At 66.1% G+C, this 18276-nt stretch carries 16 protein-coding genes and 1 pseudogene; 9 read left to right on the forward strand and 8 right to left on the reverse strand.

Annotation, left to right across the window (positions count from 1 at the left end):
* Nucleotides 1-214: 214 nt before the first annotated feature.
* The 5 genes from bioD to bioB all read right to left on the reverse strand — a co-directional run bounded on the left by bioD (nucleotide 215) and on the right by bioB (nucleotide 4774).
* A complete protein-coding gene (gene bioD / locus ACFW0B_RS07520) occupies nucleotides 215-910 on the reverse strand; it encodes a dethiobiotin synthase (protein WP_449147309.1) in 696 nt (231 codons plus the stop codon).
* Nucleotide 911: 1 nt separating this feature from the next.
* Nucleotides 912-1727: a malonyl-ACP O-methyltransferase BioC gene (gene bioC / locus ACFW0B_RS07525; RefSeq protein ID WP_449147310.1), complete on the reverse strand. Its 816-nt coding sequence runs from the start codon at nucleotides 1725-1727 to the stop codon at nucleotides 912-914.
* Nucleotides 1720-2445 (reverse strand): alpha/beta fold hydrolase, encoded by a 726-nt coding sequence (locus tag ACFW0B_RS07530; protein WP_449147311.1) that lies wholly within the window; start codon nucleotides 2443-2445, stop codon nucleotides 1720-1722. Before ACFW0B_RS07530 ends, bioC begins: the two co-directional genes overlap by 8 nt.
* Nucleotides 2438-3619: an 8-amino-7-oxononanoate synthase gene (gene bioF / locus ACFW0B_RS07535; RefSeq protein ID WP_449147312.1), complete on the reverse strand. Its 1182-nt coding sequence runs from the start codon at nucleotides 3617-3619 to the stop codon at nucleotides 2438-2440. Before bioF ends, ACFW0B_RS07530 begins: the two co-directional genes overlap by 8 nt.
* A gap of 96 nt (nucleotides 3620-3715) precedes the next feature.
* On the reverse strand, nucleotides 3716-4774 hold the full coding sequence (gene bioB, locus ACFW0B_RS07540; RefSeq protein ID WP_449147313.1) for a biotin synthase BioB: 1059 nt from the start codon (nucleotides 4772-4774) through the stop codon (nucleotides 3716-3718).
* 225 nt (nucleotides 4775-4999) lie between these two features.
* Between bioB and ACFW0B_RS07545 the strand changes: the two genes are divergently transcribed.
* From ACFW0B_RS07545 to rarD, 5 genes are all read left to right on the forward strand, one after another.
* Nucleotides 5000-5293 (forward strand): hypothetical protein, encoded by a 294-nt coding sequence (locus ACFW0B_RS07545; RefSeq protein WP_449147314.1) that lies wholly within the window; start codon nucleotides 5000-5002, stop codon nucleotides 5291-5293.
* A 24-nt stretch (nucleotides 5294-5317) separates the two neighbouring features.
* Nucleotides 5318-6046 carry a ComF family protein gene (locus tag ACFW0B_RS07550; RefSeq protein ID WP_449147315.1) on the forward strand — a complete coding sequence of 243 codons (729 nt, stop codon included), beginning with the start codon at nucleotides 5318-5320 and terminating at the stop codon, nucleotides 6044-6046.
* A 64-nt stretch (nucleotides 6047-6110) separates the two neighbouring features.
* A complete protein-coding gene (locus tag ACFW0B_RS07555; RefSeq protein ID WP_449147316.1) occupies nucleotides 6111-6875 on the forward strand; it encodes a TOBE domain-containing protein in 765 nt (254 codons plus the stop codon).
* A 230-nt stretch (nucleotides 6876-7105) separates the two neighbouring features.
* Nucleotides 7106-8080, forward strand: coding sequence for a serine/threonine protein kinase (locus ACFW0B_RS07560; protein WP_449147317.1), 975 nt, complete (start codon nucleotides 7106-7108; stop codon nucleotides 8078-8080).
* A 267-nt stretch (nucleotides 8081-8347) separates the two neighbouring features.
* Entirely contained in the window at nucleotides 8348-9235 is an 888-nt protein-coding gene (rarD, locus tag ACFW0B_RS07565; protein WP_449147318.1) for an EamA family transporter RarD, read from the forward strand.
* 84 nt (nucleotides 9236-9319) lie between these two features.
* On the opposite strand, the gene ACFW0B_RS07570 is transcribed toward rarD, so the two are convergent.
* Both ACFW0B_RS07570 and ACFW0B_RS07575 read right to left on the reverse strand, forming a co-directional pair.
* Entirely contained in the window at nucleotides 9320-9838 is a 519-nt protein-coding gene (locus ACFW0B_RS07570; RefSeq protein WP_449147319.1) for a glycine cleavage system transcriptional repressor, read from the reverse strand.
* 37 nt (nucleotides 9839-9875) lie between these two features.
* Nucleotides 9876-10322 carry a GNAT family N-acetyltransferase gene (locus ACFW0B_RS07575; RefSeq protein WP_449147320.1) on the reverse strand — a complete coding sequence of 149 codons (447 nt, stop codon included), beginning with the start codon at nucleotides 10320-10322 and terminating at the stop codon, nucleotides 9876-9878.
* 308 nt (nucleotides 10323-10630) lie between these two features.
* On the opposite strand from ACFW0B_RS07575, the gene ACFW0B_RS07580 reads away from it, so the two are divergent.
* Together ACFW0B_RS07580 and ACFW0B_RS07585 are read left to right on the forward strand one after the other, a co-directional pair.
* Nucleotides 10631-12808 carry a malate synthase G gene (locus ACFW0B_RS07580; RefSeq protein WP_449147321.1) on the forward strand — a complete coding sequence of 726 codons (2178 nt, stop codon included), beginning with the start codon at nucleotides 10631-10633 and terminating at the stop codon, nucleotides 12806-12808.
* 476 nt (nucleotides 12809-13284) lie between these two features.
* Nucleotides 13285-14805, forward strand: a complete 1521-nt coding sequence (locus ACFW0B_RS07585; protein ID WP_449147322.1) for an NCS1 family nucleobase:cation symporter-1 — start codon at nucleotides 13285-13287, stop codon at nucleotides 14803-14805.
* Nucleotides 14806-14951: 146 nt separating this feature from the next.
* Here the strand turns inward: ACFW0B_RS07585 and ACFW0B_RS07590 are convergent.
* Nucleotides 14952-15383 (reverse strand): annotated as a pseudogene (locus ACFW0B_RS07590) (response regulator); the annotation flags it as partial.
* A 248-nt stretch (nucleotides 15384-15631) separates the two neighbouring features.
* Here ACFW0B_RS07590 and ACFW0B_RS07595 point away from each other — a divergent pair.
* Both ACFW0B_RS07595 and ACFW0B_RS07600 read left to right on the forward strand, forming a co-directional pair.
* Nucleotides 15632-17566, forward strand: coding sequence for a putative nucleotidyltransferase substrate binding domain-containing protein (locus ACFW0B_RS07595; protein WP_449147323.1), 1935 nt, complete (start codon nucleotides 15632-15634; stop codon nucleotides 17564-17566).
* Nucleotides 17563-18267, forward strand: coding sequence for a 3'-5' exonuclease (locus ACFW0B_RS07600; RefSeq protein ID WP_449147324.1), 705 nt, complete (start codon nucleotides 17563-17565; stop codon nucleotides 18265-18267). Before ACFW0B_RS07595 ends, ACFW0B_RS07600 begins: the two co-directional genes overlap by 4 nt.
* Nucleotides 18268-18276 lie beyond the last annotated feature (9 nt).

The raw sequence follows: 18276 nt of genomic DNA on the forward strand, positions 1-18276 counted from the left end.
AATCAAACAGGCGTTTGAAACATACGTTTACGCCAATTGCCTGTCAAGCGCCCTGCCCGACCGACCGGTCACGTCCCTGGCAGGCAGCGAAACGCCCTGCCTAAAGACAGTAAAGATCAAGAATCAGCGCGACAGCGCCAGAACGAGGCGGCAGGGCAGATGCGAAAAGGGCCGCGAGAAGCGGCCCCTGGAGGGATCAGGTAAAGGCGAGGAGTCAGCGCCGGGCGAAGCTGCCCAGCGGCGCCAGGTCGAGATGGCGCGCCACCGCCGCGGGGCTTGCCTCGTCCAGGCGTGGCACTCGTCCCAGGCAGGGCGCTGGCAGGCGCTCGGCCAGGGTGGTGAGGTTGTCCTCCAGGCGCGAAGTCTGCGGGTCGACCACATTGGCGACCCAGCCGGCGAGGGTCAGTCCATCGCGCTGGATCGCCTCGGCGGTCAGCAGTGCATGGTTGATGCAGCCCAGCCGCACGCCGACCACCAGGATCACCGGCAGGCCAAGGGCGATGGGCAGGTCGGACAGGGTGGCGGAGCCGGCCAGGGGCACGCGCCAGCCGCCCGCTCCTTCCACCAGGCTGAAATCGGCGCCCATGGCCAGGACCCGGCGGACCGGAGCGGCAAGGGCCTCCACATCCAGACGGATGCCGGCCTCGCGTGCGGCGAGGTGCGGCGCGATGGCCGGGGCGAAGGCCAGCGGATTGACCTCCTCATAGGTCAGCGACAGCGTGCACTCGCCCAGCAGCGCCAGGGCGTCGCCGTTGCGCAGGCCGTCGACGGTCGCCTCGCAGCCGGACGCCACCGGCTTGGCCGCCGCGGTAGACAGCCCCTGCGTCCGGGCGGCATGCAACAGCCCGGCGGCGATGGTGGTCTTGCCGATCTCGGTGTCGGTGCCGGTCACGAAGTAGGCGGCCGCCATGTCAGTCTTCCTTCTTCAGTACGCCGTAGACCACCTGATAGGTGGCCGGCAGGCCCTGTGGCTGGCGGAAGCGCTCGTAGGCCTCCATCAGCGCCAGGATGCGCGCGCGCCCGGTCAGCCCGCCGGGGCGGCCGGGGTTGAGGTTGTGGGCGCCAAGGGCCTTGAGCTCGTGGGTCAGGGTACGCAGGTTGGCGTAGTGCAGTACCTGGGGTTCGCTGCCCAGGTCCAGCGGCAGCAGGCCGCTGGCGGCGCACAGGTCCTGGTAGTCCTCCAGGCGGCGGAAGCGGTTGACGTGGACGAAGCCATCCACCGCCTGCCAACTGTCGCGCAACTCCTGCAGGGTGCCGACGCAGAGGCTGCTGAAGGCGAACACGCCACCCGGCTGCAGGACGCGGCGGGCCTCGGCGAGCACGGCGGCGAAGTCGGCGCACCACTGCACGGCGAGGCTGGAGAAGATCAGTTGCTGGGTGCCGCTGGCCAGGGGCAGGTGCTCGGCATCCCCGGCGATGAAGCGCCGCGCACCGCCCAGCGGACGCGCATGGCGCAGCATGCCTTCGGCGATGTCCAGGGCGATGCCGTCGCTGGCGGGAAAGCGCTCGGCCAGGGCACGGGAGAAGTAGCCGGTGCCGCACCCCAGGTCGAGCCAGTGCTGCGGCCGGAAGCCTTGCGGCAGCCGGCCCAGCAGTTCATGACCCACCGCCCGCTGCAGGGCGGCGACGCTGTCGTAGCTGTTCGCCGCGCGGGAAAAGGACGCCGCCACCTGGCGCTTGTCCGGCAGATGGCCCTCGGCCTCGGCGGCGATCCGTGGATCAGACATCGTCACCCTCGCGCATGAAAGCGAGGATGGCCGCGGCCACCTCGTCCGGCCGCTCCAGTGGCAGGCCGTGGCTGGCGTCGGCGAAGACCTGCACTTCCACATCCGGCAACCATTCCAGCAGTGCATCGGCGGCAGAGGCCGGCACCAGCGCGTCACGACCGGCGAACAGGTTCAGCTGCGGGCCAGCGAAGCCCTGGATCGCCGCGCGGCTGTCCAGCACGTCGAGCAGGCGCAGGCCGGCATCCAGCACCTTGGGCTCGGTGGGTAGCTGGGTGACCTGGAGTTGCCGCGCCAGGGTTCGGGCATCCCGCGCGCCTTGGGCCACCAGCATGGTGAAGCGCTTCAGGGTCAGTGCCGGGTCGAGGCGGCAGGCCTCGTGGAAGGCCGCGAAGATTTCCTGGGACATGGCGCAGGGCCAGTCGTCGCGCTCGCGGAAACTCATGTTGCTGCACAAGCCGATCAGGCCACGGCAGGCATCGCCACGGCGCGCGGCCAGTTGCGCGGCGAGCATGCCGCCGAGGGACCAGCCGGCCAGCCAGCTGTCCTGGGGCAGGCGGGCGTCCAGTTCGTCGAGCCAGGCACCGGCCTGGTCCAAGGCGGGCAAGGGTTCGATCTCCACCGCCAGATGCGGCGCGCGCTCCAGCAAGGCTTCGCGCAAGGGTTCGAGGGCGGCCGGGCCAATGGCCCAGCCCGGCAGCACTATCAAGCGCTCACGCATCGATGACTTCCTCCTTCGCCAGGGTCTCCCAGCACTCGGCCAGGGCACTCAGCAAGGATTCAAGCTGCTCTTCGCTGTGCGCGGCGGAGAACGTGACGCGCAACCGCGCACTGCCGGCCGGCACGGTGGGCGGACGGATCGCGCCGACCAGGATGCCGCGATCGCGCAGGAGCGCGGATAGCTTCAGGGCGCGGGCACTGTCGCCGATCAGGATCGGCTGGATCGGCGTCGGGCTGTCCATCAGGGTCAGGCCGATTTCGGCCGCTCCCTCGCGGAAGCGCCGGATCAGCTTGTTCAGATGCTCGCGACGCCAGCTTTCGCGCTGCAGCAGCTCCAGGCTCTTCAAGGTGGCGCAGGCCACGGCCGGGGGCTGGCTGGTGGTGTAGATGTAGGGACGGGCGAACTGGATCAGCGTTTCGATCAGCTCTTCGCTACCAGCGACGAAGGCGCCGGCAGTCCCGAAGGCCTTGCCCAGGGTGCCCACCAGCACGGGCACATCATCCAGGCCCAAACCGAAGTGTTCGACGATGCCGCCGCCGCTCGCGCCCAGCGGACCGAAGCCGTGGGCGTCATCCACCATCACCCAGGCGCCACGGGCCTTCGCGGCGGCGCAGATGGCGGGCAGCTCGGCGAGGTCGCCATCCATGCTGAACACGCCGTCGGTGACCACCAGGGTGTTGCCTTCGGCCTTTTCCAGGCGGCCGGCGAGGCTGTCGACATCGTTATGCAGGTAGCGCGAGAAGCGCGCGCCACAGAGCAGCCCGGCGTCCAGCAGCGACGCATGATTGAGGCGATCTTCCAGCACGCTATCGCCCTTGCCCAGCAGCGCGGTGACTGCCCCCAGGTTGGCCATGTAGCCAGTGGAGAACAGCAGAGCGCGGGGCCGACCGGTGAACTCGGCGAGGGCCAGTTCCAGATCGTGGTGCGGGCCGCTGTGGCCGATCACCAGGTGCGAAGCGCCACCTCCGGCGCCCCAGCGCTCCACGCCACGCTGCAGGGCCGCCTTCACTTCGGGGTGGTCGGCCAGGCCCAGGTAGTCGTTGGAACAGAAGGCCAGCATGGGTCGGCCGTCCACCACCACCTCGGGTCCCTGGGGGCTTTCCAGCAACGGGCGCTGGCGATAGAGGTTTTCCGCATGGCGGGCGGCAAGGCGCGAGGCGAGATCAAAAGGCATGGGCGGTTCGGCTTTTCGTAAGAGCCAGCTGGCTGGCAAACCTGCAGGAGCCGCCCTTGCGAGCTAGCTCGCTCCTGCAGGGGTCGATGGGGCGGATCAGGCGGAAGCGGCGTTGTAGAACAGCTGCGAGTCGCGCTGCTCCACCAGGGCCTGCTCGATGGCGGCCTGGTGCACTTCGTCGGCGTGCTCTTCGCGCTCTTCCGGCTTGATGCCGAGACGGGCGAACAGCTGCATGTCCTTCTCGGCCTGCGGGTTCTTGGTGGTCAGCAGCTTCTCGCCGTAGAAGATCGAGTTGGCGCCGGCCATGAAGGCCAGGGCCTGCATCTGCTCGTTCATCTGTTCGCGGCCGGCGGACAGGCGCACATGGGACTTCGGCATCATGATGCGGGCCACCGCCAGGGTGCGGATGAAGTCGAACGGATCGACGTCCTTCTCCTCGGCCAGCGGAGTGCCCTTGACCTTCACCAGCATGTTGATCGGCACCGATTCCGGGTGCTCCGGCAGGTTGGCCAACTGGATCAGCAGGCCGGCGCGGTCGTCCACCGACTCGCCCATGCCGAGGATGCCGCCGGAGCAGATCTTCATCCCCGCCTCGCGCACGTACGCCAGGGTCTGCAGGCGCTCGCTGTAGGTGCGGGTGGTGATGATGTTGCCGTAGAACTCCGGCGAGGTGTCCAGGTTGTGGTTGTAGTAGTCCAGGCCGGCCTCGGCCAGCGCCTGAGTCTGCTCCTGGGTCAGCTTGCCGAGGGTCATGCAGGTTTCCAGGCCGAGTTTCTTCACGCCTTTGACCATTTCCAGCACGTAGGGCATGTCCTTGGCGGACGGATGCTTCCAGGCTGCGCCCATGCAGAAGCGGGTGGAGCCGATGGCCTTGGCTTCGGCAGCGGCTTCGAGGACCTTCTGCACTTCCATCAGCTTTTCCTTGTCCAGGCCGGTGTTGTAGTGGCCGGACTGTGGGCAGTACTTGCAGTCTTCCGGGCAGGCGCCGGTCTTGATCGACAGCAGGGTGGAAACCTGTACCCGGTTCGGGTCGAAGTTCGCGCGGTGGACGGTCTGGGCCTGGAACAGCAGGTCGTTGAACGGCTGCTCGAACAGAGCCTTCACCTCGGCGAGGGACCAGTCGTGACGGGTAGCGATGGATGCGGTTGCACTCATGGAGGTTTCCTTCGACGCTGTAGGACGTCTCTTATCGGGGATACCCGGAACATAATTCCGGGAATTCAGGCTTAGGGCATCATAAGTTGAGCTGTGACGCTGTCAACCAGGATTACGGCACAGGTCGACATCTGATCACTTTTTAATCATTCACTTCACTGAACCAGATTTCCCGGCGCGGCTCCAATCCTGGGCAGCCCGCCGCTGAAGGAGCACCACACCGCGATGCGTACCGAAGGATTTTTCGAGTGGCTCGGCCGGATGATCGGCACCGTGATCCGTTTCATCGTCGACCTGCTCTCTGGCGTGCTGGGCGGCATCGGCCAGGCCATCGACGACTTTTTCAACGGCCTGGCGCGGGCCATCGGCATGAACGTGTCCTTCTTCAGCCTGTTCCTCCTGGTCATCGGCCTGCTCCTGCTCTACAGCGGCATCCGCGCCTTCATTCGCAAATCCATCATCGGCGGCCTGGTCCTCACCTTCCTCGGCCTGGTGGTGATGAGCTGGCTGATCGTCTGAACCCCATGTCCCACGGAGGGGACCATGTTCGCTCTGCTCGCCCGGCTGCGGCCGGACTGGCTTCGTCACACGCCCACCTGCCTGCTCTGCCGCGCGCCGGGCGGCAGCCTACCCATCTGCAGCGGTTGCGAGGCCGATCTCCCCTGGCTCGCCGGTCATTGCTCGGTGTGCGCCCTGCCCCTGCCCACCCACGGCCTGCCCTGCGGCGAGTGCCTGAAACGGCCACCGCCCTTCACCCGGGTGGAAGCCGTCTGGCGCTACGGCTTCCCGGTGGACAGCCTGATCACCCGCTTCAAGCACCAGGGCAACTGGCCCCACGGCCGTCTCCTCGGGGACCTGCTCGCGCGCCATCTGGAGCATGCCTACAACGAAGGATTGCCGCGCCCCGACGCGCTTCTGCCGGTTCCGCTGGCCCCTCCCCGGCTGCGCATGCGGGGCTTCAATCAGGCGCAGATGCTGGCGCGCTGGCTGGGCAAGGAACTGGACATCGCGTTGCGCGATGACTGGCTGCAGCGGGTCGAGGACGGCCCCTCGCAACAGGGCCTGGATGCCGCCGCACGGCGCCGAAACCTGCGCCACGCCTTCGCCCTGGCGCCGCGCACCGGGGTGAGGGGCCTGCACCTGGCGCTGGTGGACGATGTGCTGACGACAGGCACCACCGCGCATGTCCTCGCTCGCTTGCTCAGGCGCTCGGGCGCGACGCGGGTGGACGTCTACTGCCTGGCGCGCACGCCCCGCCCTGGCGAGCGCTGAAGGCTTGACGCGATGGGTCCGCGGGCGCAGCCTGCGCGCCAGCCCCCCTGACGATCCGCCTGCCATGAGCCTGACCAGCGCCCTCACCCAGCAACTCACCCGCCGCCCGCAGCGTCTGGCGCTGCTGGAGCAGATCGCCGTGCAAGGTTCCATCACCCGTGCCGCCAAGGCCGCCGGGCTGAGCTACAAGGCCGCCTGGGACGCCATCGACGAGCTGAACAACCTCGCCGAACGTCCCCTGGTGGAACGCTCGGTGGGAGGCAAGGGCGGTGGCGGCGCGCGGCTGTCCGCCGAGGGCGAGCGCTTGCTGGCGCTCTACAAGCGCCTGGAAAGCCTGCAGGCGCGCCTGCTGGAAAGCGCAGAAAGCGAACAGGACCTCGAGCTGCTGGGCCGCCTCATGCTGCGCACCAGCGCCCGCAACCAGCTGAGCGGCCGGGTGCTCGATATCCAGTCCAAGGGCCGTAATGACCTGGTGAAGGTGGAACTGGCCGGGGGCGCCCGCCTGCTGGCGCAGATCACCCGCGACAGCACCGAGCGGCTGGAACTGGCACCGGGCCGCGGTGTGGTGGCCCTGATCAAGGCCGGCTGGCTGCGCCTGCAAGCGCTTTCCGAGCCGGCCGACGAATCGCTGAACCAGTTGCAGGGCCGGATCGAGGAAATCCTCGATGCCGCCGACGGCCCCAGCGAAGTGCGCATCGCCCTGGCCAGCAGCCAGACCCTCTGCGCCCTGGTCGAACCCGAGCGCCTGGTCCAGCTCGGCCTCAAGCCGGGGGATGGGGTCCGCGCGCAGTTCGCCCCTGACCAGGTACTGCTCGGCACCGCACTCTGAGTGCTCATAGAGCGATTTCGCGAGCTAGAGAAGAACAAGGCGCACAACGCAGCGAAGCGGAGTAACAGCCAAAGGCTGGCCCGTAGGGCGAGCAACGCGAGTCACGGCTGAGGACGCGGAGTTTACGAGTTGTAAATGAGCAGTCCGAAGCCGTTTGCAACGCAGTTATTCCGACGCGCAGCAAATCGCTAGCAGGGATAGACTGGGCGCCTGACTGCCGGAGCCCCCCCATGTCCCACCCCTTCGATGACCTCACCCCCGACCTGGTACTGGATGCCGTGGAAAGCCTCGGCTTTCTCAGCGACGCACGCATCCTCGCGCTGAACAGCTACGAGAACCGCGTCTACCAGGTGGGCATCGAAGACGCCGAGCCGCTGATCGCCAAGTTCTATCGCCCGCAACGCTGGAGCGACGCGGCGATCCGTGAGGAACACAGTTTCAGCGCCGAACTGGCGGAATGTGAAGTGCCCGTGGTGGCGCCGCTGCTGCGTGATGGTGAAAGCCTGTTCGAGCACGCCGGCTTCCGCTTCGCCCTGTTCCCCCGCCGTGGCGGCCGCGCCCCCGAGCCGGGCAACCTGGACCAGCTTTTCCGCCTCGGCCAGCTCCTCGGCCGCCTCCACTCGGTGGGCGCGACCCGCTCCTTCGAACATCGGGAAACCCTGGCGGTGGACAACTTCGGCCACCAGTCCCTGGCCACCCTGCTGGAAGGCGACTTCATTCCCCGCAGCCTGCTGCCGGCCTATGAGTCGGTCGCCCGCGACCTGCTCAAGCGCCTGGATAGCCTGTTCGCACAAGTGCGCTGCCAGCCGATCCGCCTGCACGGCGACTGCCACCCCGGCAACCTGCTGTGCCGGGACGAAGTCTTCCATGTGGTGGATCTTGACGACTGCCGCATGGGCCCGGCGGTGCAGGATCTGTGGATGATGCTTGCCGGCGAGCGCCATGAACGCCTGGGGCAACTCGCCGAACTGGTGGACGGCTACCAGGAATTCCACGACTTCGATCCGCGCGAGTTGCCGCTGATCGAAGGCCTGCGCGCCCTGCGCCTCATGCACCACAGCGCCTGGATCGCCCGCCGCTGGGACGACCCCGCCTTCCCCATGCACTTTTCCTGGTTCGGCAGCGAACGCTACTGGGGCGACCAGATCCTCACCCTGCGCGAACAGCTGGCGGCACTGGATGAAGAACCCTTGAAGCTGTTCTGAATGGTCGGGGCCGCTGTGGGGGCAAACTCATTCGCTCCAGGCTGCGCAGCAGCCCCAAAACCTCGCATGGCGAACCTGCTGTCCGCCCAGCGATTGAAATCGCCCCCCCACAAGAGCGCGGAGCGCACGCCTCGCGAGCAGGCGTAAAGAACCCCTTACGCTTTTCGCTCACAAAGCCCCGTGGAAAAACCTGAGCGCCCAGACAAGCCTTGATGCGGCCAACTAGAATGGCGCACCACTCGTTAGCTGCCTAAGCAAGGAATCTTCATGGCCACCGCCGACCCGCGTCGCGGGTACATCCTGGGGCTCTCCGCCTACACCATCTGGGGACTCTTTCCGCTCTACTTCAAAGCCATCCAGAGCGTTCCGGCGCTGGAAATCATCGTTCACCGGGCCATCTGGTCCGCCCTGTTCGGTGCGGCCCTGCTGCTGGTGTGGAAACACCCCGGCTGGTTCCGTGAACTGCGGGAGAATCCCAGGCGCTTCGGCGTGCTGACCGCCAGCGGCATGCTCATCGCCTGCAACTGGCTGGTCTATGTCTGGGCGGTGAACAACGGGCGGATGCTGGAAGCGAGCCTGGGCTACTACATCAACCCGCTGGTGAATGTACTGCTGGGGATGCTGATCCTCGGCGAACGCCTGCGCCGGCTGCAGTGGCTGGCGGTGCTATTGGCGGCTGTGGGCGTGGCCCAGCAGATCTGGCAGGTGGGCGCGCTGCCCTGGGTGTCCCTCGCCCTGGCGCTGACTTTCGGGTTCTACGGGCTGATCCGCAAGCAGGCGCCAGTGGCGGTCCTGCCCGGCCTGGTGGTGGAAACCTGGTTGCTCCTGCCGCTGGCCAGCGGCTGGCTCCTGATGAACCCAGGCGCCGCATCGGCGCAGGCCAGTTTCTGGAGCAGCACCGAAGCCCTCTGGCTGATGGCCGCCGGCCCGATCACCCTCGTGCCGCTGGTGTGCTTCAACGCCGCCGCACGCAACCTGCCTTACGCCACCCTCGGCTTCCTGCAGTATCTGGCGCCGACCCTGGTGCTGCTGCAGGCGATCTTCCTCTTCGACGAGCATTTCGACCCGAGCAAGCTGCTGGCCTTCGCCTCCATCTGGGCGGGCCTGGCCATCTACAGCGTCGACGCCTGGCTCACCCTGCGGCGCAATGCCTGACGCCTTCTCGAAGCCCAACGTACCAAGGTCAAGGCCGTCGCGTTGGGCATCGCTCTGCACCAACCTGCGCAACTGCGCGTTGGCTCACTTCTCCTGATGCAGGTTCAGCTCCACCATCAGCTCGTCCGCCAACCCTTCCAATCTGGCCTGCAACACATCCAGCGACAGGGTCAGCGGCACTGCCAGCACCGCTTCGGCATGGAACAGCGGCTCGCTGCTCATGGGCGCCGGCATCACCTCGGTGACCAGGCTTTCCAGATTCACGCCGAGCTCCGCCAGCAGGCGCGTGATGTCCCGGACGATGCCCGGTCGATCGTTACCCACCAGATCCAGCAGAATAGGCTTCCAGGTGCAGGCCGGCTCGATCCCGCTCTGCGCCAGCATCACGCGGATGCCGTGGGCGCTGAGCCCCTGCAGCCCCTCGACCAGTTCGTCATAGCCCTCGGCCGGGACCGCGACCCGCAGGATGCCGGCGAACTGCCCGGCCATGCGTGACATGCGGCTTTCCAGCCAGTTGCCGCCGTGGGCGGCGATGCACTGTGCGACGCGTTCCACCAGACCGGGCTGGTCCGCCGCGATGACGGTAAGTACCAGATGATCCACGCTCGACTCCTTCTCTGTAGACAACCGGCGCCGGGCGTCAGGCCAGGCTCAGCCAGTAGGTGAAGAAAACCTCATCCCGCACATAGCCCAGTCGCTCGTACAACGCCTGGCCGGCAAGGTTGGTCTTCGCGGTTTCCAGCTGGATGCCGCATGCGCCGGTGCGTTCGGCGTGGGCGCGGGCGGCGTTCATCAGGTCTTCGCCGACGCCCTGGCGCCGGGCGGCAGGCACTACATAAAGATCGCTCAACAACCAGGCTGGTGCCAGCGCCAGCGACGAGAGAAAGGGATAGAGCTGGGTGAAGCCCAAGGCCATGCCGTCGCTGTCACGGGCGATGAACAGGGTCGAGTCGCCGCGATCCAGGCGCTGCTGGAGGAAGGAACGGATTTCCGCCAGGGGCCGGGGGACCTGATAGAACTCCAGGTAGCCGGCGAAAAGCTGGGACAGCTCATCGAGATCGCTGAATGTGACGGCGTGTACAGGCATGTGACAACTCCCTGGGCGAATTCGCTGGAGTATAGGAAAGACCCCGGAAACCCGTGCAGAATCGCGTGCGACGGCCTGTCGCAGTTTCCCTGAAAAATAAATCGTGTACATTTTTCAGATTTAACTGGAACAATGTGCCTGTTTTCTGCGAACATTCTGCCCGCCGTTGTGACCGTAAACCAGCTTTTAGTCGCATAGCGACGCGGCCCCACTGATTTTCACGACGGCTTCATGTAGTATGCCGCGCTTCGGACTACAAGAAGGGAGCCCCCCGGTCCGAGCGGATATTGAGCAGAGTGAGGCAAGCAATGACTGAGCGCGTTCAAGTCGGTGGCCTTCAGGTCGCCAGAGTCCTGTTCGACTTCGTGAACAACGAAGCCATCCCCGGAACCGGCATTGCGGCCGACAAGTTCTGGGCCGGTGTGGAAGCCGTCATCAATGACCTGGCTCCGAAGAACAAAGCCCTCCTCGCCAAACGCGATGAACTGCAGGCCAAGATCGATGCCTGGCACCAGGCACGCGCCGGCCAGGCCCACGATGCAGCGGCCTACAAGGCGTTCCTCCAGGACATCGGCTACCTGCTGCCAGAACCGGCCGACTTCCAGGCCACTACCCAGAACGTCGACGAAGAAATCGCCACCATGGCCGGCCCGCAGCTGGTCGTGCCGGTGATGAACGCACGTTTCGCCCTGAACGCCGCCAACGCGCGCTGGGGTTCGCTCTACGATGCGCTCTACGGCACCGACGCCATCAGCGACGAAGGCGGCGCCGAGAAGGGCAAGGGCTACAACAAGGTCCGCGGTGACAAGGTGATCGCCTTCGCCCGCGCCTTCCTCGACGAAGCCGCGCCGCTGGAAGGCGCCTCCCACGTCGACGCCACCGCCTACGCCGTGAAGAACGGCCAGCTGGCCGTGACCCTGAAGAATGGCAGCGAAGCCGGCCTGAAGAATGCCGCCCAGTTCATCGCCTTCCAGGGCGACGCCGCCAAGCCCGCCGCCGTGTTGCTGAAGCACAACGGCCTGCACTTCGAGATCCAGATCGATCCGACCAGCCCCATCGGCCAGACCGACGCCGCCGACGTGAAGGACGTGCTGATGGAATCCGCGTTGACCACCATCATGGACTGCGAAGACTCCGTCGCCGCCGTCGATGCCGACGACAAGGTCGTGGTCTACCGCAACTGGCTGGGCCTGATGAAGGGCGATCTCGCCGAGCAAGTCAGCAAGGGTGGCCAGACCTTCACCCGCACCATGAATCCGGACCGCATCTACAAAAAGGCCGATGGTTCCGAGCTGACCCTGCACGGCCGCTCCCTGCTCTTCGTGCGCAACGTCGGTCACCTGATGACCAACCCGGCCATCCTCGACGCCGCCGGCAACGAAGTGCCGGAAGGCATCCAGGACGCCCTGTTCACCGGCCTGATCGCCCTGCACAACCTGAAGGGCAACACCAGCCGCAAGAACTCCCGCACCGGCTCCATGTACGTCGTGAAGCCGAAGATGCACGGCCCGGAAGAAGTGGCCTTCGCCACAGAAATCTTCAGCCGCGTGGAAGACGTCCTCGACATGCCGCGCAACACCATGAAGGTCGGCATCATGGACGAGGAGCGCCGCACCACCGTCAACCTCAAGGCCTGCATCAAGGCTGCCGCCGAGCGCGTGGTGTTCATCAACACCGGCTTCCTCGACCGCACCGGTGACGAGATCCACACCTCCATGGAAGCCGGCGCCATGGTGCGCAAGGGCGCCATGAAGTCCGAGAAGTGGATCGGCGCCTACGAAAACAACAACGTCGACATCGGCCTGGCCACCGGCCTGCAGGGCAAGGCGCAGATCGGCAAGGGCATGTGGGCCATGCCGGACCTGATGGCCGCCATGCTCGAGCAGAAAATCGGCCACCCGCTGGCCGGCGCCAACACCGCCTGGGTACCGTCGCCGACCGCCGCCACCCTGCACGCGCTGCACTACCACAAGGTCGACGTGTTCGCCCGTCAGGCCGAACTGGCCAAGCGCGCCCCGGCTTCGGTGGACGACATCCTGACCATTCCGCTGGCGCCGAACACCAACTGGAGCGCGGAAGAGATCCAGAACGAACTGGACAACAACGCCCAGGGCATTCTCGGTTACGTGGTGCGCTGGATCGACCAGGGCGTCGGCTGCTCCAAGGTGCCGGACATCAATGACGTCGGCCTGATGGAAGACCGCGCTACCCTGCGCATCTCCAGCCAGCTGCTGGCCAACTGGCTGCGTCACGGCGTGGTCACCCAGGAGCAGGTGGTCGAGAGCCTCAAGCGCATGGCCGTGGTGGTCGACCGCCAGAACGCCAGCGACCCGCTGTACCGCCCGATGGCGCCGAACTTCGACGACAACGTGGCGTTCCAGGCCGCGCTGGAACTGGTAGTGGAAGGCACCAAGCAGCCCAACGGCTACACCGAGCCGGTCCTGCACCGTCGTCGCCGCGAGTACAAGGCGAAGAACGGTCTCTAAGACCTGCTCAAGAAAAACCGCCCTTTGGGGCGGTTTTTTATTGCCTGCGCGAAAGCGCTGGTGATTCGCAGCAAATGGTAGCCCGATGAAATCCGGGGAGAGCCCCTCCGCCGTTCCCGGATTTAACCCGGGCTATGGAACTGAAGATCAAGGCCGTCGTCCCCGAAGACTTATATTGCCTGCAGAAAGGCCGGGCGGGAGTCGACGTAACGGTTGCATACAAACTCTGTGTACAAAATCCCCATTTCCCACAGCCGTAGGGGGCACGCAAAGCTGACTCATAAGTCAATGAAATAAAAGGACTAATTCCCGATGAACGGACGAAGAGCGCGCCAGAACTGGGTTGGCGATGACCTTTTATGGTGCACATAAGTCTTGAAAGCGGCGTCAGGCCGGTCGACTCCAGCGGGGTGGCATGAAACTGGCTTGCATACAAAAACCACAAAAACAGTGCACACAAAGTTCACGGAGGCCCCATGGCGCCCACCCCACTCTCCGGTGTTACCCAGTTCGACTCCTCACCCGCCGATGCGGCCACGCCCGCTGAAGTGGCCCTGAGCCCGCGCCTGTACAGCGCCGACCTGGCGCCAACCAAGGCACAAGGCCGCAGCTGGGGGCGTTACAGCCTCTTCGCGCTGTGGACCAACGATGTGCACAACATCGCCAACTACTCCTTCGCCATCGGCCTGTTCGCACTGGGGATGAGCGGCGCGCAGATCCTCGCCGCGTTCGCCCTGGGTGCGCTGCTGATCTACGGCCTGATGAACCTGTCCGGCTACATGGGACAGAAGACCGGCCTGCCCTACCCGGTGATGTGCCGCATCAGCTTCGGCATCCACGGCGCGCAGATTCCGGCGTTGATCCGCGCGGTGATCGCCATTGCCTGGTTCGGCATCCAGACCTACCTCGCCTCGGTCGTCCTGCGCGTGCTGCTGACGGCCGTGTTCCCGTCCCTCGCCGCCTACGACCAGGACTCCCTGCTGGGTCTGTCCAGCCTCGGCTGGATCACCTTCCTCGGCATCTGGTGCGTGCAACTGGTGATCTTCGCCTACGGCATGGAAATGGTGCGCCGCTACGAATCCTTCGCCGGCCCGGTGATCCTGCTGACCTTCGCCGCACTCGCCGGCTGGATGTACCAGCGCAGCGGCTTCTCCATCACCTGGTCCACCGGCGAAGGCTACACCGGCTCGACCATGTGGCTGAAGGTGCTGGGTGCGGCGGCGCTGTGGGTCTCGCTGTACGGCACCATGATCCTCAATTTCTGCGACTTCACCCGCAACTGCCCGGACCGCCGCACCATCAGCGTGGGCAACTTCTGGGGCCTGCCGGTGAACATGCTCGGCTTCGCGCTGATCGCCGTGGTGCTGGCCGGCGCGCAATTGAGCATCGATGGGAAACTGGTGAAGAGCCCCACCGAGATCGTCGCCAGCATTCCCGACACCCTCGGCCTGGTGCTGGCCTGCCTGGCCTTCCTGATCGTCACCGTGGCGGTGAACATCATGGCCAACTTCGTCGCGCCAGCCTACGTGCTGACCAACCTCGCTCCCCGCCTGCTCAACTTCCGCCGCGCCGGCCTGCTCAGCGCCACCATCGCCGTACTGATCCTGCCCTGGCACCTCTACAACAGCCCCGGCGTGATCGTGTATTTCCTCGGCGGCCTCGGCGCACTGCTCGGCCCGCTCTACGGCATCGTGATCGTCGACTACTACCTGCTGCGTCGCGGCCGGGTGAACCTGCCGGAGCTGTACTCGGAAAGCCGCGAGGCGGCCTACCACTACCGCCGCGGCGTGAATCCGCGGGCGATTGTGGCCTTCGTCCCTGCGGCGCTGATTTCCACCCTGCTGGCGCTACTGCCCGCCTTCGAATCCCTGTCGGCGTTCTCCTGGTTCTTCGGTGCGGGCCTGGCCGGGCTGATCTACTGCGCCATCGCCGATCGCCGTGCCGAATACCACGACGTGGACGGCGAAGGGATCGCCGTCGACAGCGTCCATCACTGAGGCACACACCGGGGACAGGCATGAAAAAACCGCCCCAAAGGGCGGTTTTTTCATGCGCTCTTCAGCGCGATGACTTTCGCTTTGGTTTTCGCTTTCGCCGATCTGGGGCGCACCTCGGTCACCGCCGCCTTGGGCACGGGCGGGGTGCCCAGCTCGTTGCGCACCAGCTTGGCCAGACGGCGCATGTCCACCGGCTTGAGCAGGAAGTCCACCACCTTCATGTGCATGGCCTCGATGGCGTCCCGCACGTCGGCGTCGCCGGAAATGATGATGACCGGCAGGCTCGCCCGCGCTGACTGACGCACCTGGCGCACCAGTTCCAGGCCGCTGCCGCATTGCATGTGGAGTTCGGTGATCATCAGACCAATGGAGGGACGGGTGACCAGCAGCGCCAGCGCCTGTTCGCCACTGTCGGCGGTGATGCAGGGGATGCCCTTGGCGATCAGTTCGTCGGCCAGGGCATCGCGCCCCGCCTCGTCGTCGTCCACCAGCAGGACGCTGGGCGGCGCGTTGGGTATGCGCATGACTTCATCAAGCGCTTGCAGTTCCGCTTCGCTCAGCAGATCACCGTAACTCATGGGGTCGTCCTCGAAAGGAGCCTGCCTGGCAGGCCCAACGCCCGTCACTAGTAGCTTTAGCACGGGGTACGCTGGTCGGATAGGCAAAATGCAAGCAAGTTCCCGTGCAGAATGCTGCATCCGCCGAACGGTAGTGGCCCACGTGGCTTTCCGACGAGTTGCGTGCCTCGCCTTAGACTTACGTCCAATTTGTACAGCCGGGCGCCACGCGCAGCATGGTTCAACCAACAAGAACAACGGGCAGCAGCATGAACAAGGCAGACGCCTTCGCCCAGGCCGGCAAGCTGGCGGTGATGCAGAACATCCAGGGCACCATGGAGTTCCTGCAGAAGTACCCGCCCTTCAACCAGATGGAAAGCGCCCACCTCGCCTTCCTCGTCGAGCATTGCCTGCTGCGCTTCTATGCCGCCGGCGAATCCATCATCAAGCCCCAGGACGGGCCGGTGGAGCACTTCTATATCGTCAAGCAGGGCCGGGTAGTGGGTGAACGCCCGCATTCGGCACGGCGCGGCACCGAGACCACCTTCGAGATCGCCAGCGGCGAGTGCTTCCCCCTAGCCGCGCTGCTGGGCGAACGGGCCACCCGCACCGAGCACCTGGCCGGCGAGGACACTTTCTGCCTGCTGCTGGGCAAGTCCGTCTTCGTCAAGCTCTTCGCCCTCTCCAACCCCTTCCGCGACTTCGCCCTGCGCGGGGTCAGCAGCCTGCTCGACCAGGTCAACCAGCAGGTGCAATTGCGCGCCGCGGAAACCCTGGGTGCCCAGTACTCCCTGGATACCCGCCTGGGCGAACTGGCGGTGCGCCAGCCAATTTCCTGCCGGCCGGAGCTGCCGCTGCGCGATGCCGTGCGGCTGATGCACGAGCAACAGGTGGGCAGTATCGTCATCGTCGACGCCAGCCAGCGGCCGCTGGGCATCTTCACCCTGCGTGACCTGCGCCGGGTGATCGCCGATACCAGCGCCGATCTCGCCCACCCCATCGCCGACGTCATGACCCAGTCCCCCTTCCACCTGCCGCCGGAAGCCAGTGCCTTCGATGCGGCCCTGGCCATGACCGAACGGCACATCGCCCACGTCTGCGTGGTCAGCGGCGGGCGCCTGATCGGCGTGGTGTCCGAGCGTGACCTGTTTTCCCTGCAGCGGGTGGACCTGGTGCATCTGGCGCGCACCATCCGCCATGCCGGCCGGGTCGAAACCCTGGCCGCCCTGCGCGACGAGATCCAGCGCCTGGTGGACAGCATGCTGGCCCACGGCGCCAGCTCCACCCAGATCACCCGCATCATCACCCTGCTCAACGACCACACCGTGTGCCGGGTGATCGAGCTGACCCTCGAGGAAATGGGCGATCCGGGCATCCCGTTCACCTGGCTCTGCTTCGGCAGCGAGGGACGCAGCGAACAGACCCTGCACACCGACCAGGACAACGGCATCCTCTTCGAGGCCTCCGACGCCGCGGAAGCCGCCGCCATTCGTGGACACCTGCTGCCGCTGGCCGATCGCATCAACCAGCACTTGGCGCAGTGTGGCTTCGAGCTGTGCAAGGGCGGCATCATGGCCGGCAACCCGGAGCTCTGCCTGTCCCGCAATGAATGGAGCCGCCGCTTCGCCACCTTCATCCGCGAGGCGACGCCGGAGAACCTGCTGGGCTCCTCCATCTACTTCGACCTGCGCGCCGTCTGGGGCCCCACCGAGGGCTGCGAGGCGCTGCAACAGGAACTGCTGGTGCTGGTGGCCGACAACAGCCTGTTCCAGCGCATGATGGCCGAGAACGCCCTGCGCCAGCGCCCGCCGGTAGGGCGTTTCCGTGATTTCGTGGTGGCCCGCAAGGGCGCCGAGAAAGACACCCTCGACCTCAAGGTGCAGGGCCTGACGCCCTTCGTCGACGGCGCCCGGCTGCTCGCCCTGGCCCACGGCATCGAAGCCTGCAACACCCTGGAACGTCTGCGCCAGCTGGTGGAACGGGAAGTGGTGGATGCGCTGGACGGCGCGGCCTATGAAGAGGCCTACCATTTCATCCAGCTCACCCGCATGCAGCAGCACCAGCACCAGGCGCGGCAAGGCCTGCCCTACTCCAACCGGCTCGACCCGGACACCCTTAACCAATTGGACAGGCGTATCCTGCGCGAGTCCTTCCGTCAGGCCCAACGCCTGCAATCGAGCCTGGCGTTACGCTATCAACTATGAACGGCTTCCCCTGGTTCACCCGCCGCAAGCCCCTGGCTCCGGACATCACGGAGCGTCGCGAGCGCCTGCCAGAACCCCAGATACTGGACCATCGCCCCCTGAGCCAGCAGCGCTTCGTGGTGCTGGACCTTGAAACCAGCGGCCTGAACATGAGCCGCGACCTGGTGCTGTCCATCGGCGCGGTGAGCATCACCGACGGCGCCATCGACCTCGGCAGCCAGTTCGAATCCACCCTGCAACGCGAAACCGGCAAGCTCAGCGCCAGCGTGCTGATCCACGGCATCGCGCCGAGCGAACTGGCCGCTGGTGTGGAGCCGTCCGAAGCTCTGCTGGGTTTCATGGAATTCCTCGGCGACAGCCCGCTGCTGGCCTTCCACGCCACCTTCGACCAGCGCATGCTGAGCCGCGCGCTCAAGCAGGACCTTGACTACCGCCTGCGCCACCGCTTCCTCGACATCGCTGAACTGGCACCCATGCTCTGCCCCGAGGCGGGCATCCGCAACGGCGGCCTGGACGATTGGGTCGAGTACTTCGGGCTGCAGGTGCTGCAGCGCCACAACGCCAGCGCCGACGCACTGGTGACCGCCGAAATCGCCCTGATCCTGTTCAGCCGCGCCCACCGCCAGGGCCTGGAAAGCCCCGCTGCGCTGGCATCCGCCCTCAGCCGCTGGCAGCGCCGGCAACACGCGCCCGCGCTCTGATCCTGCAGC

The sequence above is a fragment of the Metapseudomonas phytobenefica genome, assembly GCF_043392685.1.
Lineage (GTDB): Bacteria > Pseudomonadota > Gammaproteobacteria > Pseudomonadales > Pseudomonadaceae > Metapseudomonas.

What these genes read in the sequence shown, in the direction of transcription:
- bioD (WP_449147309.1), bottom strand. Translation starts at nt 910, where the DNA reads ATGGCGGCCGCCTACTTCGTGACCGGCACCGACACCGAGATCGGCAAG.
- bioC (WP_449147310.1), bottom strand. Translation starts at nt 1,727, where the DNA reads ATGTCTGATCCACGGATCGCCGCCGAGGCCGAGGGCCATCTGCCGGAC.
- ACFW0B_RS07530 (WP_449147311.1), bottom strand. Translation starts at nt 2,445, where the DNA reads ATGCGTGAGCGCTTGATAGTGCTGCCGGGCTGGGCCATTGGCCCGGCC.
- bioF (WP_449147312.1), bottom strand. Translation starts at nt 3,619, where the DNA reads ATGCCTTTTGATCTCGCCTCGCGCCTTGCCGCCCGCCATGCGGAAAAC.
- bioB (WP_449147313.1), bottom strand. Translation starts at nt 4,774, where the DNA reads ATGAGTGCAACCGCATCCATCGCTACCCGTCACGACTGGTCCCTCGCC.
- ACFW0B_RS07545 (WP_449147314.1), top strand. Translation starts at nt 5,000, where the DNA reads ATGCGTACCGAAGGATTTTTCGAGTGGCTCGGCCGGATGATCGGCACC.
- ACFW0B_RS07550 (WP_449147315.1), top strand. Translation starts at nt 5,318, where the DNA reads ATGTTCGCTCTGCTCGCCCGGCTGCGGCCGGACTGGCTTCGTCACACG.
- ACFW0B_RS07555 (WP_449147316.1), top strand. Translation starts at nt 6,111, where the DNA reads ATGAGCCTGACCAGCGCCCTCACCCAGCAACTCACCCGCCGCCCGCAG.
- ACFW0B_RS07560 (WP_449147317.1), top strand. Translation starts at nt 7,106, where the DNA reads ATGTCCCACCCCTTCGATGACCTCACCCCCGACCTGGTACTGGATGCC.
- rarD (WP_449147318.1), top strand. Translation starts at nt 8,348, where the DNA reads ATGGCCACCGCCGACCCGCGTCGCGGGTACATCCTGGGGCTCTCCGCC.
- ACFW0B_RS07575 (WP_449147320.1), bottom strand. Translation starts at nt 10,322, where the DNA reads ATGCCTGTACACGCCGTCACATTCAGCGATCTCGATGAGCTGTCCCAG.
- ACFW0B_RS07580 (WP_449147321.1), top strand. Translation starts at nt 10,631, where the DNA reads ATGACTGAGCGCGTTCAAGTCGGTGGCCTTCAGGTCGCCAGAGTCCTG.
- ACFW0B_RS07585 (WP_449147322.1), top strand. Translation starts at nt 13,285, where the DNA reads ATGGCGCCCACCCCACTCTCCGGTGTTACCCAGTTCGACTCCTCACCC.
- ACFW0B_RS07595 (WP_449147323.1), top strand. Translation starts at nt 15,632, where the DNA reads ATGAACAAGGCAGACGCCTTCGCCCAGGCCGGCAAGCTGGCGGTGATG.
- ACFW0B_RS07600 (WP_449147324.1), top strand. Translation starts at nt 17,563, where the DNA reads ATGAACGGCTTCCCCTGGTTCACCCGCCGCAAGCCCCTGGCTCCGGAC.